The organism is Actinomycetospora callitridis (genome assembly GCF_028737265.1).
In the GTDB taxonomy this organism is placed as follows: Bacteria; Actinomycetota; Actinomycetes; order Mycobacteriales; family Pseudonocardiaceae; genus Actinomycetospora; species Actinomycetospora callitridis.
In genome coordinates, this window is sequence record NZ_JAQZAK010000004.1 from 236817 (window position 1) to 252252 (window position 15436).

Sequence of the window (15436 nt, forward strand, 5' to 3'; positions counted from 1 at the left end):
GGTGGGAAGCTCGCAGCATGAGCGAGGTGCCCCCGTTCGGGGCCGAGGAGGAACTGCTGCTGGTCGACCCCGCGAGCGGCGCGCCGCGGGGATGGGCGGCCGCGGTGCGCGACGCGGCCGACGGCTCGCTCGACGGCGAGATGCGTACCGAGCAGGTGGAGACCGCGACCGCGCCCCACACCAAGGCCGACGACCTCGCCGCGGACCTGCACCGCAGGCGGGTCGAGGCCCGCGAGGCCGCCGCGGCGCAGGGCGTCGACGTGGCCGCTCTCGCGACCTCTCCGCTGGCGGCCGAGGACGGCGGCGGGTCGGGGCCGAACCAGCAGGGCCGCTACGGGCGCATCGCCGCCCGCTTCGGCGCGATCGCCACGTCACAGCTCACGAGCGGGCAGCACGTGCACGTCGAGGTCGCCTCGCCGGAGGAGGGCGTCGGCGTCCTCGACCGGATCGGTCCCTGGCTGCCGGTGCTCCGCGCGCTCGCGGCCAACTCGCCGTGCTGGCGGGGCCGCGACACCGACTACGCCAGCTACCGCTCGGTCGTCTGGTCGCGGTGGCCCTCGGCGGGCCCGACGCGGGTGTTCGGCTCGCTCGCGGCCTACGACGAGGCCGTCGCGGCGATGCTCGCGACCGACACGGTGCTCGACGACGCGATGGTCTACTTCGACGCCCGGCTCTCGCGCGAGCTCGGCACCGTCGAGGTACGGGTGACCGACGTGGCGCTCGAGGTCGAGGACGCGGTGCTCGTGGCCGTCCTCGCCCGGGGACTCGTCGCCACCGCCGCGCGCGACCACCGTCGCGGGACGCCGGTGCCGAGCGCGCCCGTCGAGGCGCTGCGCCTGGCGCACTGGCGTGCCGCGCGCTGGGGCCTGACCGACGCCCTCGTCGACCCGCGCGACGGCCGCACCGGCGCCGCGGGCACGGTGCTCGACGCCCTGCGCGAGCACGTGGCGGACGCCCTGACCGACGCCGGCGACGCCGACCGGGCCGCCGAGGGCTGCGCCCGCCTGCTCGCCGACGGCACGGGCTCCGAGCGCCAGCGCGCCGCGGCCCGGGGCGCCGACGGCGACCTCGCCGCCGTCGTCCGCGACGCCCGCGAGCGTTTCCTGCCCTGACCCCCCCGTGAGCGATGTTCCCGGCTATAGCCGGGAACATCGCTCACATGGCGTGCCGAGCGATGCCCCGGGCCATCGCGCCGAAGATCGCGGGGGCGCCCGCCTGGATCGCGCGGCCGTAGAGCACCCCGGGCAGGCCCGAGGCGGCGAAGCGCACCGCCAGGCGCAGGTGCGACCCACGGCCGGAGACGTCGGGGTCGACGGCGAGCTCGAGCCACATCCGCCCGGGCTGGCGCAGCTCCGAGCGCAGGAGCAGCGAGGAGCCCGGCTCGACGGCCGCGACGCACCAGCCGTCGACGACGTCGCCGGCGCGCAGCGGGCGTCCGTGCGGGCGTCCCCGGTAGGCGCCGACACCCCCGAGCAGCTGGTCGGTCCAGCCGCGCACCGTCCACGCGCCGAGCGGGACGTACCAGCCGGCGTCTCCCCCGATCCCGTCGACCACCGCCCACAGGGCGTCGGCGTCCGCGGCGCACGGCTCGGTGGTGCTCCAGCGGTACACCGCTCCCCCGGAGCCCTCCGGGTCGGTGGGGCCCGCGAGCGCCGGGTCGTCGACGGGGACGGGCCCGGCGAGGTCGCCGTCGCGCGGGCGCCCCAGCGCCGCCCGCACCGCGGCGTCGTAGGTCGTGCGTCCGCCGGGCGGCGCCCCGATCACCGAGAGCACGTCCTCCTCGGCGCACACGAGCTCCTGGGACAGCGACTCGATCAGCGGGGTGACGAGCTGTCGCGAGAGCGGGGTGAGCGCCTCCACCACCCAGCCGGCCAGCGCGGGCGCCCCGGACGGCACCGGCACGGGCAGCGGGACCGCCGCGCTCTGGGGCAGCCCGGCGAGGCGCAGGTAGCGGCGGATGAGCTCGAGGTAGCTCAGGACGTCGGGGCCGCCGACGTCGAAGCGGCGGTTCACCTCGGGCGGCAGGTCGAGGGCGCCGACGAGGTAGTGCAGGACGTCGGCGATCGCGATCGGCTGGGTGCGGTGCGCCAGCCAGGGCACCGCCGGCAGCACGGGCACGCGCTCGGCGAGGTAGCGGATCATCTCGAAGCTCGCCGAGCCCGAGCCGACCACGATCGACGCCTCGAGCGCGGCGGTCGGGACCGGGCCGGCGAGGAAGACGTCGGCCACCTCCGCCCGCGACGTGAGGTGCCGCGACGACCGGCCGGACGGCCGCAGCCCGCCCAGGTAGACGACGCGCCGCACGCCCGCGTCCGCCGCCGCGGCGTCCACCGCCCGGGCCGCCTCGCGGTCCTTCTCGGGGAAGTCGGGCTGGTCGAGGGCGTGCGCGAGGTACACCACCACGTCGGCGCCCGCCACGAGGGAGGCGATCGCGGACCGGTCGGCGAGGTCGCCGGGGACGACGTCCACGCGGTCGGCCCATCCCGTCGCGGCGAGCTTGTGCGGGCTGCGGACCAGGGCGGCGACCTCGTGGCCGCCGTCGAGCAGCCGGGACACCAGCCGGACCCCGACGTAGCCCGTGCCCCCGATCACCGCGCAGCGCATGGGGCCATGATCTCCGCGCGCGCACCCCGGGGGCACCCCCGGGTCGGGGTCAGCTGACGGTGGGCTTGCCCGGGCGGTCGGCGCGCCGCTGATCGACGAACAGGCCGCCGCCGCGACGCGCCACGAGCACCAGCTGCCACAGCGCGAACGCGAGCAGCACCGCGCCGATGATCGACGCCCCGAGCACCAGGGCGACGATGCCCGCCGTGGCCGCGATCCAGATGACGGTGTCGCGCGCCGTGCGCCGTGCGCGCATGACGTCCTCCTCAGATCCGGGACCCGATCCCCACGATCGTGCGTCGCCCGATCGTGGCCGGCGACGCGACCAGTGTGACCCGTCCGGGTGCGGACCGCAGCCGATCGTGGCCGGTGAGAGGCCCTGCCACCCGATCGCCCGACCTCCGTCGGCGCAGCGTGAGCAGGAGCTGTGACCAGCAACACAGCACTGCGACAGGGTGGTGTGGATCCAATGCGTTTGCCCGACGCGCTGCGCGGCTAGATCATGGTGTTCGGCTGACGCGGTGTCCCCGCACGCCCGGGGATCCGCTCCGCGACGACACACGTCGCGGGTCGGGGGAACCGAGACGGGGATCCCGACGTCATACCGAGTACATCGAGTGCTCCGGTCCCCGGAGACGTCGACCCCCCGCGGGTCGCCGTCGAGGACCGTCACGCAGGACCTCCGGATACGTACCGACGCCCGGCGCACGACCGTGCCGCAGGGTCCGTCGCCGGGTGCGCACGCGCCCGACAGCGGGCCGCGGCGCCTGGCCGCCCCGGCGCGGACAGACCGACCGACGGCTTCGACCACCACGAGCGAGATTGGATGAGCAGGATCATGGACTGGGAGCTCGCGGCTTGCCGCGACCACGACCCCGAACTCTTCTTCCCCCTGACCGCCCACGGTCCCGGCTCGGCCCAGCTGGCCGAGGCGAAGGCCGTGTGCGGCGGATGCCCCCTGCAGCGGGGCTGCCTCCAGTGGGCGATGGACACCGGCCAGGAGGCCGGCGTCTGGGGCGGCACCTCCGAGGACGAGCGCCGCGCGATGCGTCGCGGCGCCCGGATCGGCAGCTCCGCCCGCGCCGCCTGAGGCGGGCACGACACACACGAAGGGCCCGTCCCCCGAGGGGGACGGGCCCTTCGTCGTGCGCGGGGTCGCTCGTCAGCGCCCGGTGACCTTGCGGGCCGCGAACTGCAGCACCTGACCCCCGGTGGAGATCACGGCGCCCGCGACGCTGAAGCCGGTCTTGACGGCGATCGCGGCGGCGTTGCCGACGATGCGCACCGGGTTGTAGCCCGGCGCGTTGTCGCGCACCTGGTCCGCGGCCTGGCGGACGTTGCGGTCCACCTGCTGGGCGGCGGCCTCGCTCGCACGCCCGACGCGCGCCGCGGCGGCGTCGCCGGCCCCGTCGAGCTCCGAGGCGATGCCCGAGGAGACGGCGTCGGCGCGGTCGCCGGCCTCCGCCACCTTCTCGCCCGCCTCGTCGGCACGGACCTTGGCCTCCGAGCCGGCGTGCTGCGCGACCCGGGTGGCGTCCTTCGCGACGCGCTCGCCGGCGCGCGAGGTCGTGGTGGCGACCTGGTCGCCGGTGACCTGCGCGACGGTCGCGGCGTCCTTGGCGGCGGCGGACACCGACTTGTCGCCGTCCGCGGCCTTCTTGGCCTGGTCCGCGACACCGGCCGCGCCGGCCTCGGCCTGCGCCGCGGCCTTCTTGCCCGAGGCCTGGACGCGGTCGGCGTCCTTCTGCGCGGTCGCCTTGGCGTCCGCGCCGACCTTCTTGGCGCTGCTGGAGGCCTTGTCCGAGGCGGACTCGGCCTTGGCGCGCGCGCCCTCGGCGTTGGCCTTGGTGGTGGCCTTGGCGGCCTCGGCGGTGGTGCTGTCCTCGCCGGAGGCGACGTTGTGGGTGTCACGCACCTTGCCGTCGGTGCCGTGCACGACGACCTTGCCGCCGCCGTCCTTCGACACGATCTCGGTGGCGCGGTCGACGGCCTCGGCCTGCGTGGCCGCCTTGGCGCTGGCTCGCTGGGCACCCTTCTTCTGCACCTGCCAGCCGTCCTCGGTGGGAACGACGTACCGGTCGGCCATGACGGTCTCAACTCCTGTCTGACGGCTTCTTCAAGCCGTGTGTTTCCCAGGCCGCGACCTGCACAAACGCCCCGGCGGCCGAGGTTGGTCTCACCCGTTCAGCGCAGCCGCCGCACGGTCCTGCAGCTCGACGTACCGCCGGGTGGCCTCGTCGCGGACCTCCTCGAGGCGGGCGAGCCACGCCTCCTGCGGCGATCCCTCCGGCACGATGACCGGACCGTACCGGCGCACGAGCTCCGGTCCCACCACCGAGGCCGCGGTGGCGACGGTGGCCGATCCGGCGGCCTGCGCCCAGGCGACCGGGCCGAGCGGGGTGCAGCCGAAGAACTGGCTGACGCCCGGGGTCTGCACCACCGCGAACAGCGCGCCCGCGGAGACCACGCCGGCGCCGATCACCATCGGGCTGCGACCGCCGCCGGCGACGACGGTCTGGCCGAGCTGGGTGCCGACGAGCGCCGTGAGCGCCACGGTGCGCGAGCGGGCCGGGCTGCCGTACGGGGTGGTCTGCGCCGCCAGCCACGCGAGGCTCGCGCCCCCCGCGGTGGCCATGGCGCGCAGCCCGATCTCGCGGTTGAGGGCCTCGCCCAGCGACGCGTCCGGCCCCTCGGCCAGCAGCGCGGCCGTCGAATCGGGCTCGGGCGCGCGCACCGCGAGCGCCAGCGAGGGCACCAGGTCGGTGAGCAGGTTGACCAGCAGCAGCTGGCGGGCGTTGAGCGGCGACGTGCCCGTGGTGCTCGCCCCGAGCACCGTGAACGCGATCTCGCCGAGGTTGCCGCCGACGAGCACGCCGAGCGCCTCGCGCACCGACGCCCACATCGCCCGGCCCTCGACCAGCGCCGCGAGGATCGTCTCCAGCCGGTCGTCGGTGATGACGAGGTCCGCGGCGGCGCGGGCGGCGGGCGTGCCCCGGCGACCGAGTGCGATGCCCACGTCGGCGAGCCGGATGGCCGGCGCGTCGTTGGCGCCGTCGCCCGTCATCGCCACCGTGCGCCCGAGGCGCTGGAACGCCTGCACCGCCCGCACCTTGTGCGACGGCGTGCCGCGCGCGATGACGCGGACGCGCGGGATGAGCTCGTCGAGCGCGTCGTCGTCGAGGGCGTCGAGCTCCGTGCCGGTGACGACGATGCCGCCGTTGAGGACGTCGAGCTCCTCGGCGACGGCCTCGGCGGTGCTCGGGTGGTCCCCGGTGATCATGACGACCTGGACACCGGCGTCGCGCAGGTCGCGCACGGTGGCCTGCGAGCCGGCGCGCACCGGGTCGGTGAAGCCGACGAACCCGGTGAACTCGAGGTCGGCGACGTCGGCGTCGTCGAGCGTGCGGTCGTCCGCCTCGTCGGAACCGTCGGCACCGTGCAGGGCCGCGTGCTGCTCGGCGGTGAGCACCCGCTCCGCCACCGCGAGCACGCGCATGCCCTGCCCCGCGAGCAGCTCGGTGTGCTCGAGGAGGCGCTGGCGGGCCTCGTCGTCGAGCGGGGTGCCCGCCCAGCTGGTGGCGCGGGCGATGACCACCTCGGGCGCACCCTTGACCGAGATCAGCCGGAACGGGCCGCCGTCCTCCTGCGGGTCGTCGATCTCGCCGAGCGTCGCGTGGTACCCGCGGGACGGGTCGAAGTCGAGGGAGGCCACCGGCCACCAGCCCGGCCGCTTGTGGGCCGGGTCCACGTCGAACTGCTGGCCGCCGTAGACCACCGCGCGGTCGGTGAGATGCGCGAGGCGCTCCCCCGGAGCCGGACGCGGGGTGGCGCGCAGCGCGGCCGCCAGCACGCGGCGCTGGCGCTTGCGCAGACGGTCGGTGGGCCGCAGCTTGACGCCGTCGGAGATCGCCGAGAGCGCGAGGCGTCCCTCGGTGAGCGTGCCGGTCTTGTCGAAGCACAGGACGTCGGTGCGCCCGACGGCCTCGATCGTCTTGGGGTTGCGCACCAGCGCGCCCTCGGCCGAGAGGCGCCGGGCGGACGCGAGCTGGGCCGCCGAGACGACGAACGGGAGGCCCTCGGGGACGCTGGCGACGGCCAGGCCGACCCCGGAGTGCAGGTTCTGCTGGAACGGCAGGCCGCGCACCGCGCCCGCGAGGACGACGGCGCCGGCCGACGCGATCGCCAGCGGGGTGGTGACGCTGGTGAGGCCGGCGAGACGCTCGTCGACGCCGGCGACCGGGGCGGCCGCCCTCGCCGCGGCGGTGGACCGGCCGACCTCGGTGCTCGACCCGGTGGCGACGACGACGGCGCGCCCGCGGCCGGTGGCGACGGTCGAGCCCTCGTAGAGCATGGAGCGGCGGTCGGCCACGGTGCGCGCGATGACCGGCAGGGGCGACTTCGGCACCGGCAGGGACTCGCCGGTCAGCGACGACTCGTCGATCTCGAGCCCGTCGGACTCGAGCACGCGGCAGTCGGCGGGCACGACGTCGTCGGGCCCGAGGTCGATGATGTCGCCGACGACGACCTCGTCGGCGCCGACGCCGCGCGCGGTGCCGTCGCGCACCACCCGGGCGCGGATGGACGACCGCTCGAGCAGCCCGGCCACGGCGCGGTCGGTGGCGACGCGCTGCACGCCGCCGATCAGCGCGGAGAACGCGGTGACGCCGACGACGATCGCGGCGTCGACGACGGCGCCGATGGCCGCCGAGAGCACCGCGCCGCCGGCGAGCACCGGGGTGAGCGGGTTGTTGAGCTCGTCGAGGAAGGCGCGGCCCAGCGAGGTCTCGGTCTCGGCCGCGGCGGGGTCGTCGCGCTGGCGGCGGTGCGCCTCGGCGGAGGTGAGGCCGCCCTCGGTGACGTCGAGGCGGGCGAGCACGGTGCTCGTCGGCATGACGTGCCAGGGCGTGCGGCTCACGCCGGGGACGACGACCCGGCGTCCGAGCTCCGTCGCCGACCAGGCGCCGTTGCCGAGCGACACCGCGGCGGCGCCGTTGACGGCGAGCCCCGCGAGGCCCGGGCCGCGCGGGGCGGTGCCGGCCGTCGCCATGATCGTCCCGAGCACCGTGCCGGCGCGCGCGAGGTTCACCGAGCGCGAGGACACGCCGCGCGCGACCTTGACGCCCTCGATGAGCAGCGCGGCGGTGCCGAGGTCCTCGCCGACGAGCACGTGGGCGCCCCAGGGGGCGACGCCGTCGGCGCGCGAGACGCCGATGCCGAGGTCGGCCGCGGCGAGGGCCTGGCGGTCGCGGGAGACGACGAGGACGCCCGACCCGGCGGCCTGCAGCGCGCGCACGGAGTTGCGGAGGGCCTCGCCCCCGGGCACCGCGCGGTCGGCGATGCCGGGGCCGGTGCCCTCGCTGTCGCCGAGCACGAGGGTCAGTCCGGCGCGGCGCGCGGCGGCGGCGAGCGCCTCGGCGGCGGACGCCGGCTCGGGCAGCACGCCGACGACGGCGGTGAGCCGGTCGTCGCGGCGCAGGCCCAGGACGTGGGTGGCGCCGTCGGCGCGCAGGGCCTCGCCCGCCTCGACCGCTCGCGGGTCGTCGCCGCCGGGGATGTCGTCGAGGCCGGTGAGCAGCCAGTGCTCGCCGTCCTCGCTCAGCCGGCGCGGCGCGGTGGCGTCCTCGGGGTCGAACAGCTCGTGCACGCGCGGCACGAGCTCGTCGAGGGCGTCGGCGGTGCCGTCGGCGCCGGGCAGGGCGAGCAGGTCGCCGAGCATGAGCACGCCGGTGGTCAGGGCCTCGGCGTCGAGGACGACGGTGTCGAGGCGGTCCATGCGGCGCAGCGCGCTCGGCTCGACCACGACGGCACCGCGGCGGGCGAGCACCCGGCCGAACGTGGTGGCGAAGCCCTCGCGGCCGAGACGCCCGGCCTTCGGCAGCGTCGACAGCGCGACGCCGGCGCCCTTGCGCAGGGAGGTCGTGGCCGCGGACGCCCCGGCGAACCCGGCGAGGGCCGCGGCGCCGACCACGTCGCCGTGACGCTCGACCGGACCGAGGGGCAGCGGGACGGGGCGGGGCTCGGCGAGGGCGTCGTCGGCGCGGGCCGCCGCGCACTCGGGGTTGGAGAGCAGGCGCGGCTCGGCCTCGGTCCAGGTCTGCTGGCGTGCGCGGGCCTCGGCGACCTGCATCGCGCGGTAGGCGGCGTCGACGAGCAGGCCGGCGTGGCCCTGGCCGAGGGCCTGCGCGGCGGCGTTGGACAGCGCGAGCAGGACGTTGGCGCGCTCCTGGCCCATGGCGCGCTCGACGGCCTCGCGCAGGCGGGGCTGGTGGTCCACGAAGGTGGCCGCGGAGGCGAGCTCGGTGGGCAGCGGGGTGCGCCGCAGGATGCTGCCGAGGGCGGCGACGCCCAGGCCGGCGATGTCGGCGGCCAGGATCGTGAACGCCTGCTGCGCGGCGTTCATCAGCGGCGTGGACGCGGCGGCGACCGCGTCCCCGCCCTCGCGCTCCTCGAGGATCTCGACGAGGTCGATCAGGTCGTCGACGGTCTCGTCGTCGGGCAGACCGACGGGGCCCTCACCCTCGTCGGCGAGTCCGACGACGACCGCACCGAGCGCGGCGTTCACCGCCGCCCACGCCACCTGCGGGTGCGCCGCGAGCGCCTTCTCGACCGCGCGCGCCAGCTCCTCCCCCGACTCACGCACGACGGCGGGCACACCGATCTGCACGCGACCGGCTCCACGCCACACACGGCGGCCGCGGTGGCGGAACGGGTCGACGCGGTCGAGCACGCCGCCGGCGATCCCGAACGGGTCGACCACGCGGGCGAGCAGGCCGCGGGACGGACGGGGCGCGGGAAGGGAAGCCATGAGGGTGGCTGACGTCCTCTCGTCGGAGGGGGGCGAGCGGGTCGGCGCCCGTGGTGTCGAGGGCCTCGCGACGTCTCCGCCGGGGCACGCGCTCGGCCCAGCGCCGACACCGGCGGCGACCAGCTTACGGGCGACCCAGTGCAGGAGGCCCCATCGCGCGCGTCCCGGACGTGGCGCCTGGGTGAACGTCGCCCCGATCGGGTGCCCGTCCCCTGCCGACCGGCGCGCCGATCCCGGCGTCGGCGCCTGCACCACCCGGTCCACCCGGTGCTGCGGCCCGCGACGCCAGGGCGTGCAGCACCCGGCCGGCCGGCGGCCACGACGCGACGCGCAGCGCTCCCCGGCGCACCGCGGCCACGAGGCGGTTGCCGGGCAGGAAGAAGTGGCGTGACCGCCGGGCCGCGCTGCCCGCCGCGAGCGCCGCGGGCCGGTGGGCCTGCTCCCACTCCGCAAGCCCGGCCTCGGGGTCGTCGGGGTGCGCGGCGAGGTGGGTGCCCAGCGTCTCGCCGCCCACGAGCGCGAGCGCCGAGCCCTGGCCGGAGTAGAGCGTCGGGCACCACGCGGCGTCGCCGACGAGCACGACGCGACCGCGCCGCCACGACCCGAGGCGGATCTGGGCGACGGTGTCGACGTGGGTGGTGCCGGCTTCCTCGACGCCGTCGAGGATCTCCGGCATGAGCCCCGCGAAGTCGCCGTAGACCCGGCGCAGCGCGCCCACCGGGTCGCGGGCCGCCCGCGAGGCGGCGTCGGCGCCGTCGGCCCCCAGCAGGTCCGCGCGGAAGGTGAAGAACACGACGGGGTCGTGCTCCGCGACGGCCATGAGGTGCGCGGTGCGACCGACCTCCGCGGGCACGACGTAGTCGCCCTCGCGCAGCTCGCCGGGCAGACGCGGCAGGACCGCGGAGATCACGACCTGGTCGAACTCGTGACGGAAGTGCTCGTCGGGACCGAAGACCATCCCGCGGACCGCCGAGCGCACGCCGTCGGCACCGACGACGAGGTCGAAGCGCTCGCGCGTGGAGCCGTCGGGGCCGTCGAGCACCACGTCGACGGTGTCGCGGCGCGGGTCGAGCCTGCGGGGCGCGGTGGCGAAGCGGACCGTCACGTCGTCGGGGCGCGCCGCCCAGAGCGCGGCCTCGAGGTCGCCGCGCACCAGCGCCAGCGCGCGCGGATCGTCGGCCAGCGACGCCTCGACCCGGGAGACGGTGCGCCCGCGGCCGTCGACCCCGGTGATGATCCCGTCGGCGGGCAGGCGGGTGCGCAGCGCGCCGGAGGCCCCGAGGCGGCCGGCGGCGGCGAGGCCCTCGGGCGCGAGGCGCACGAAGTACCCGCCGGTGCGCCGGGCGGGGGCGCGCTCGCAGACGTCGACGCTCCAGCCGGCACGGTCCAGCGAGGCCGCGGCGGCGAGCCCCGCGACGCCGGCGCCGACCACGAGCGCCCGCGGCGGTCCGTCACGCCCGGTGCGCTCCACGATCCCCACAGTAGGCGTCGCCGGAGGGCCGGACCGTGGGCAGGCGGGTGGGCCCGCTCTCACCGCGGACCCCGGACAGCACGCGGCCCCGTCAGCCGCGGGGCGTGACGGGGCCGGGAGGAGAGCTCAGCTGCGCGCCGGCTCGCTGCGGCGGAAGTGCGCGCACTCGCACTGGGCGCAGTGGTCGCCGAGGTAGTAGTGCTCGTGCGACTCACGCGGGTGCCGACAGGCGCAGAGGTCCACGAGCGGGACGCGGGCCAGGGACGGCGGGATGGGGGCGCGGAGGAAGGGACGGTGTGACCGACGGTGGTCGATGAGCTTCATGTGGAGGAGGTCCGTTGAGGTGGAGGGGTCGGCAGGGGCGGTCGAAGAGCGGTCGTGGGCACTTCGGGCCCGCGCGCACGGTGGGTACGCGCGGACGGCACGGGGTGGGCGGTGGTCCCGCCCCGGGCCGCGACGAGCTCCGTCCGGACCCGTGACAGTTCTCGTCGGGCCTGATCGAGCTCGTCGTGGGCCTGGTCCCGCTCGCGCGTGACCAGGGCCACCTCGTCCTGCAGCGACACGACCATCGCGGCCGCGGTGAGGGTCAGCCCCTCGTCGAACAGCTCGCGGATCCGGGCGGCGAGGGCCAGCTGCCGACGCGACCAGCGTCGGTGCCCGCCGGCGGAACGATCCGGACGGACCATGCGACCCGCGTCCAGACTCCGGAGGAACGCCTGCCTCACACCCAGGAACTCCGCTGCCTGACCGGTGGTCAGAGCGGGGGTCTCCTCGTCGTCGAGGCTCTCGGCGCCCACGGCTTCCGTCGCGTCCTCAAGTTCGTGCACTGCGTGCGTCCGCACCGCGTTGGGCAGGGCGGACGTCCCGAAGTTCTACTCGCCACTGCAATTTCTGTCAACGCTCGACGAGACACGAGCAGGGCCTGTCACCCGGAGGGAGTGATCCGTGGGCGACGGTCGGGCGACGGGGTGCCCACGATCACCCGAATTCGTGGACTCGGTATGTCGATGTGGCCCGATCCGGGTATTCGTGGTGGAAGGATGGGACTCGGTGTCGAGTAGGGGGGGTGGAGGATGGGCCAGTCGGATCCGTCCGCGTTCCCGTCCGCGCCCGGCCCGCTCCCCGAGCGTCTCGGTCAGCGCTTCGCCCTCGGCGAGCTGATCGGCCGGGGCACGTGCTCCGAGGTCTACCGCGCCCACGATCTCCTCCTCGACCGCGACGCCGCCGTGAAGATCTTCCCGGTGGCCGACGACCCGCGCATCGAGCGCGAGGTCTCGCTCACCGCGTCGATGGACCACCCGAACCTCGTGCCCGTCTACGACGTCGGCAGCGTGAACGGCCGGGCGTTCGTGGTGATGGCCCTGCTCGAGGGCGGCAACCTCTCCGACCGCCTCGCCGACGGCCCTCTCCCGGTCGCCGAGACGCTGCTGGCCGTGGCGGCGGTGGCCGACGCGCTCGGTCACGTGCACCGTGCGGGCGTCCTGCACCGCGACGTGACGCCCCGCAACGTCCTCTTCGACGGCGACGGCCGGGCGCACCTGTCCGACTTCGGTGTCGCCTTCGTCGCCGACGCCCCGCGCATCACCGACACCGGCATCGTCGTCGGCTCGGCGCCCTACCTCGCCCCCGAGCAGGTCCGCGGCGAGGCCGTGGGCGCGCCCGCCGACGTCTACGCCCTGGGCCTCGTGATGATCGAGGCGCTGACCGGGCGTCCGGCCTATGAGGGCGCCCCGCTGGCCGCCGCCCGCGAGCGCCTGGAGCGTCGTCCCGAGGTCCCCGAGGGCCTCGACTTCGAGATCGTCACGCTCCTCGAGGCGATGACCGCGGACGATCCCGCCCACCGCCCGCCCGCCGAGAACGTGTGCATCGGCCTGCGCCGGGCCGCGCTCGCCGCGGAGACGCTGCCCGCGAACGGCGCGCCCCTCCCGTTCGCCGGCCTCGGGCTGCCCGGCCTCCTCCACGCCACGACCGACACGTCCGCCACCACCACCACCTTCGCCACCTCGGGCGCCACCACCGCCGCGTCCCGGGAGGAGACCCCGGCCCGCGAGCCGCGTCCCGTCCTCGCCCGGTCCGGCGGTCTCGTGATCGCGGCCTCGGTGGCCGCGGCGGTCCTGCTCGCCGGCGGCGTCGTCGTCGCCTCGGCCTGGACCGTCGACAGCGTCGCGGCCTCCGCCCCGCCGGCGGCCACGCTGGCCCCGCCGACCGCGGAGGTCGTGGCCGACCCCGGTCCGGGGTCGCTCGTCGGCCGCGGGTCCGGCCGGTCCGAGGCGCGCGACGAGGACCGCGGTGCGCGCGGTGACGACGAGCCGGTGACGGTGCGCCGCGGATCGAGCGCGCCGCAGCGCGCCGCGACCACCTCGACCGACGGCGGCGCGGCGTCCTCCGCACCCCGCGAGACCACGTCGAGGGCGCCCACCACGCAGACCTCCGCGGAGCCGACCCGGGAGACGACCCCGGAGACATCGTCGTCCGAGCCGTCGTCCGAGCCGTCGTCCGAGCCGTCGTCCGAGCCGTCCTCCGAGCCGAGCGAGAGCACCGAGTCGTCGGCGCCGGCGCTCGTCCCGGGTCTGCCGTCGGTGTCCCTGCCGTCGGTGTCCCTGCCGTCGGTGTCCCTGCCGTCGGTGTCGCTGCCCCTGCCCACGGGGACGTCGTCGACCACCACCACGGCGCCCTCGTCGAGCAGCACCTCGAGCAGCACCACCTCGAGCACGGCATCGTCGTCGACCACCGACGCCGAGTCGACGAACACTGCCCCGGCCTCCCGCACCGAGGCGAGCAACGACGCGGCGCCCCGCACCACGACGACGACGCCGAAGCGCGCGGCCGCCCTCACCGACCCGGCGGTCGAGGCGCTCGGCGGGGTGCTCGGCAGGCGCTGACCGACCCGCTGACCGACCTTCAGCGCAGCGAGGCCATCGACCGGACGTCGAGGCGCCGCAGCACCCGGTCGGCCACCTCGGGGTCGACGCCCGGCTCGCTGCGGGCGGCGAGCACCTCGCGGCGCGCGGCGGCGAGGGCGAGCGACTGCACCCGGTTCCACTGGTCGCGACGCCGGCGCAGGGTCGCGAGGCGGCGCTCGTAGTCGGCGCGGTCGGTCGCGTCGTCCCCCGGCGCGCCGCCCATCCCGCCACCCGGCCCACCCTCCGCCGCGCCGAGGCGGGCGAAGCGGGCACGCAGCTCGCCGAGCACCTCCTCGCCGACGCCGTCGTCGAGGCCGAGGGCCTCGCGGTCGAGGCCCGCGAGCTCGGTGAGCGCCGCCCGGCGCGCCCGGCCGGCGAGGCGCTGCTCGGCGTCGCGCCCGACCTCCTCGCCCTCCTGCACCCCGAGCCGGCGCAGGAGCAGCGGCAGCGTCAGGCCCGGCACGACGAGCGTCGCGACGAGCACCCCGGCGGCGATGATCACCAGCTCGGTGCGGAACGGGAACGGGCTGCCGTCGGCGGTGAGGCGCGGCAGGGCGAGGGCCAGCGCGAGGGTGGCGAGGCCCCGCATCCCCGACCAGGTCAGCACCGCGGCCTCGGCCGCGGTCCGTGGTGCGGCGAGCTCGGCACCACCGCGCCGGCGCACCACCACGAGCGCGGCGAGCGTCCACACCGCCCGCACCGCGATCACGACGACGGCGACGACCGCCGCGTCGGCCACCATCCCGCCGAGCCCGGCGCCGGCGTCGGCGACCACCGCGCGCAGCTCGAGCCCGATCAGCGCGAACGCGGCCGCGGTCACGAGCATCTCGACGACGTTCCAGAACGCCCCGCCGACGAGACGCTGCTCGACGTCGTCGGCGTCGGCGCGCTCGCGGGTCTGCAGCGCGGCCACGACGACGGCGATCACCCCGGAGGCCTCGATCCCGTCGGCGGCCAGGTAGACGGCGAAGGGCAGCACGAGGGTCAGGGCGTTCGGGGCGACGGGGTCGGTCAGCCGGTCGGCCAGGCGCCCGGCGAGCCACGCCGCGGCGAGACCGACGAGCACCGCCCCCACGGCGGCCCACACCAGCTCGAGCAGGGTGCCCGCGCCCGCGGCCTCCCCCGACACGGTCGCGGCGATCGCGGCCTGGAACACGACCAGCGCGGTGGCGTCGTTGAACAGCCCCTCGCTCTGCAGCACCGAGACGAGCCGGCGCGGCATCCGCAGCGGCCCGGCGACGGCCTCGACGGCCACCGGGTCGGGCGGGGCGACGGCGGCGCCGATCGCGAGGGCGGCGCCGATCGCGATGCCCGGCACCAGCCACACCACCGTGGCGCCCACCGCCGCGATGGTCACCGCCACCAGCAGCACGGCGAGGAACAGCACCGAGCGCCAGCGCTCGCGGAACACCGTCCACGACGCCCGCTGCGCGGTGGCGAACAGCAGCGGCGGCAGGAACAGCGGCAGGATCAGCTCGGGGTCGAACTGCGGGGCGTCGACGCCGGGGACGAACGCCGCCCCCGCGCCGACGAGCACGAGCAGCACCGGCCACGGCAGCCGGAGGCGGTCACCCACGCCCACGAGCACGACCCCGACGAGCAACGCCGCGACCACGAGCGCCAGCACGGTCATGCGGCCGGACCCTGCCAGAG

The 15436-nt window shown here is 76.7% G+C and carries 11 protein-coding genes; 3 read left to right on the forward strand and 8 right to left on the reverse strand.

The genetic code is table 11. The annotated features are described in order from the left end of the window. The first annotated feature begins 17 nt into the window (after positions 1 to 17). Positions 18 to 1112, forward strand: coding sequence for a carboxylate-amine ligase (locus tag PH191_RS15620; protein ID WP_274195541.1), 1095 nt, complete (start codon positions 18 to 20; stop codon positions 1110 to 1112). Positions 1113 to 1155: 43 nt separating this feature from the next. On the opposite strand, the gene PH191_RS15625 is transcribed toward PH191_RS15620, so the two are convergent. Beyond that, complete coding sequence (locus PH191_RS15625; RefSeq protein WP_274195542.1) at positions 1156 to 2604, reverse strand: DUF2867 domain-containing protein; 1449 nt, start codon at positions 2602 to 2604, stop codon at positions 1156 to 1158. Between the two features lie 49 nt (positions 2605 to 2653). Then, the gene (locus tag PH191_RS15630) at positions 2654 to 2860 is read right to left on the reverse strand and encodes a hypothetical protein (protein ID WP_274187913.1); all 207 of its coding nucleotides are present in this window, start codon (positions 2858 to 2860) and stop codon (positions 2654 to 2656) included. A gap of 582 nt (positions 2861 to 3442) precedes the next feature. On the opposite strand from PH191_RS15630, the gene PH191_RS15635 reads away from it, so the two are divergent. Next, a complete protein-coding gene (locus PH191_RS15635) occupies positions 3443 to 3694 on the forward strand; it encodes a WhiB family transcriptional regulator (protein WP_274188014.1) in 252 nt (83 codons plus the stop codon). A gap of 72 nt (positions 3695 to 3766) precedes the next feature. Here the strand turns inward: PH191_RS15635 and PH191_RS15640 are convergent, their stop codons facing one another. From PH191_RS15640 to PH191_RS15660, 5 genes are all read right to left on the reverse strand, one after another. After that, positions 3767 to 4690 carry a DUF2188 domain-containing protein gene (locus tag PH191_RS15640; protein ID WP_274195543.1) on the reverse strand — a complete coding sequence of 308 codons (924 nt, stop codon included), beginning with the start codon at positions 4688 to 4690 and terminating at the stop codon, positions 3767 to 3769. 90 nt (positions 4691 to 4780) lie between these two features. Next, positions 4781 to 9409 carry a cation-translocating P-type ATPase gene (locus PH191_RS15645; RefSeq protein ID WP_274195544.1) on the reverse strand — a complete coding sequence of 1543 codons (4629 nt, stop codon included), beginning with the start codon at positions 9407 to 9409 and terminating at the stop codon, positions 4781 to 4783. A 124-nt stretch (positions 9410 to 9533) separates the two neighbouring features. After that, complete coding sequence (locus PH191_RS15650; protein WP_274195545.1) at positions 9534 to 10880, reverse strand: FAD-dependent monooxygenase; 1347 nt, start codon at positions 10878 to 10880, stop codon at positions 9534 to 9536. Between the two features lie 126 nt (positions 10881 to 11006). Then, complete coding sequence (locus tag PH191_RS15655; RefSeq protein WP_274195546.1) at positions 11007 to 11204, reverse strand: hypothetical protein; 198 nt, start codon at positions 11202 to 11204, stop codon at positions 11007 to 11009. Continuing rightward, positions 11201 to 11677 carry a helix-turn-helix domain-containing protein gene (locus PH191_RS15660; RefSeq protein WP_274195547.1) on the reverse strand — a complete coding sequence of 159 codons (477 nt, stop codon included), beginning with the start codon at positions 11675 to 11677 and terminating at the stop codon, positions 11201 to 11203. The genes PH191_RS15655 and PH191_RS15660 overlap by 4 nt, the downstream gene beginning before the upstream one ends. A gap of 276 nt (positions 11678 to 11953) precedes the next feature. Here PH191_RS15660 and PH191_RS15665 point away from each other — a divergent pair, with 276 nt between their 5' ends. Then, entirely contained in the window at positions 11954 to 13762 is a 1809-nt protein-coding gene (locus PH191_RS15665) for a serine/threonine-protein kinase (RefSeq protein ID WP_274195548.1), read from the forward strand. A gap of 19 nt (positions 13763 to 13781) precedes the next feature. On the opposite strand, the gene PH191_RS15670 is transcribed toward PH191_RS15665, so the two are convergent. Continuing rightward, the gene (locus tag PH191_RS15670; protein ID WP_274195549.1) at positions 13782 to 15416 is read right to left on the reverse strand and encodes a Na+/H+ antiporter; all 1635 of its coding nucleotides are present in this window, start codon (positions 15414 to 15416) and stop codon (positions 13782 to 13784) included. Between the last annotated feature and the right edge of the window lie 20 nt (positions 15417 to 15436).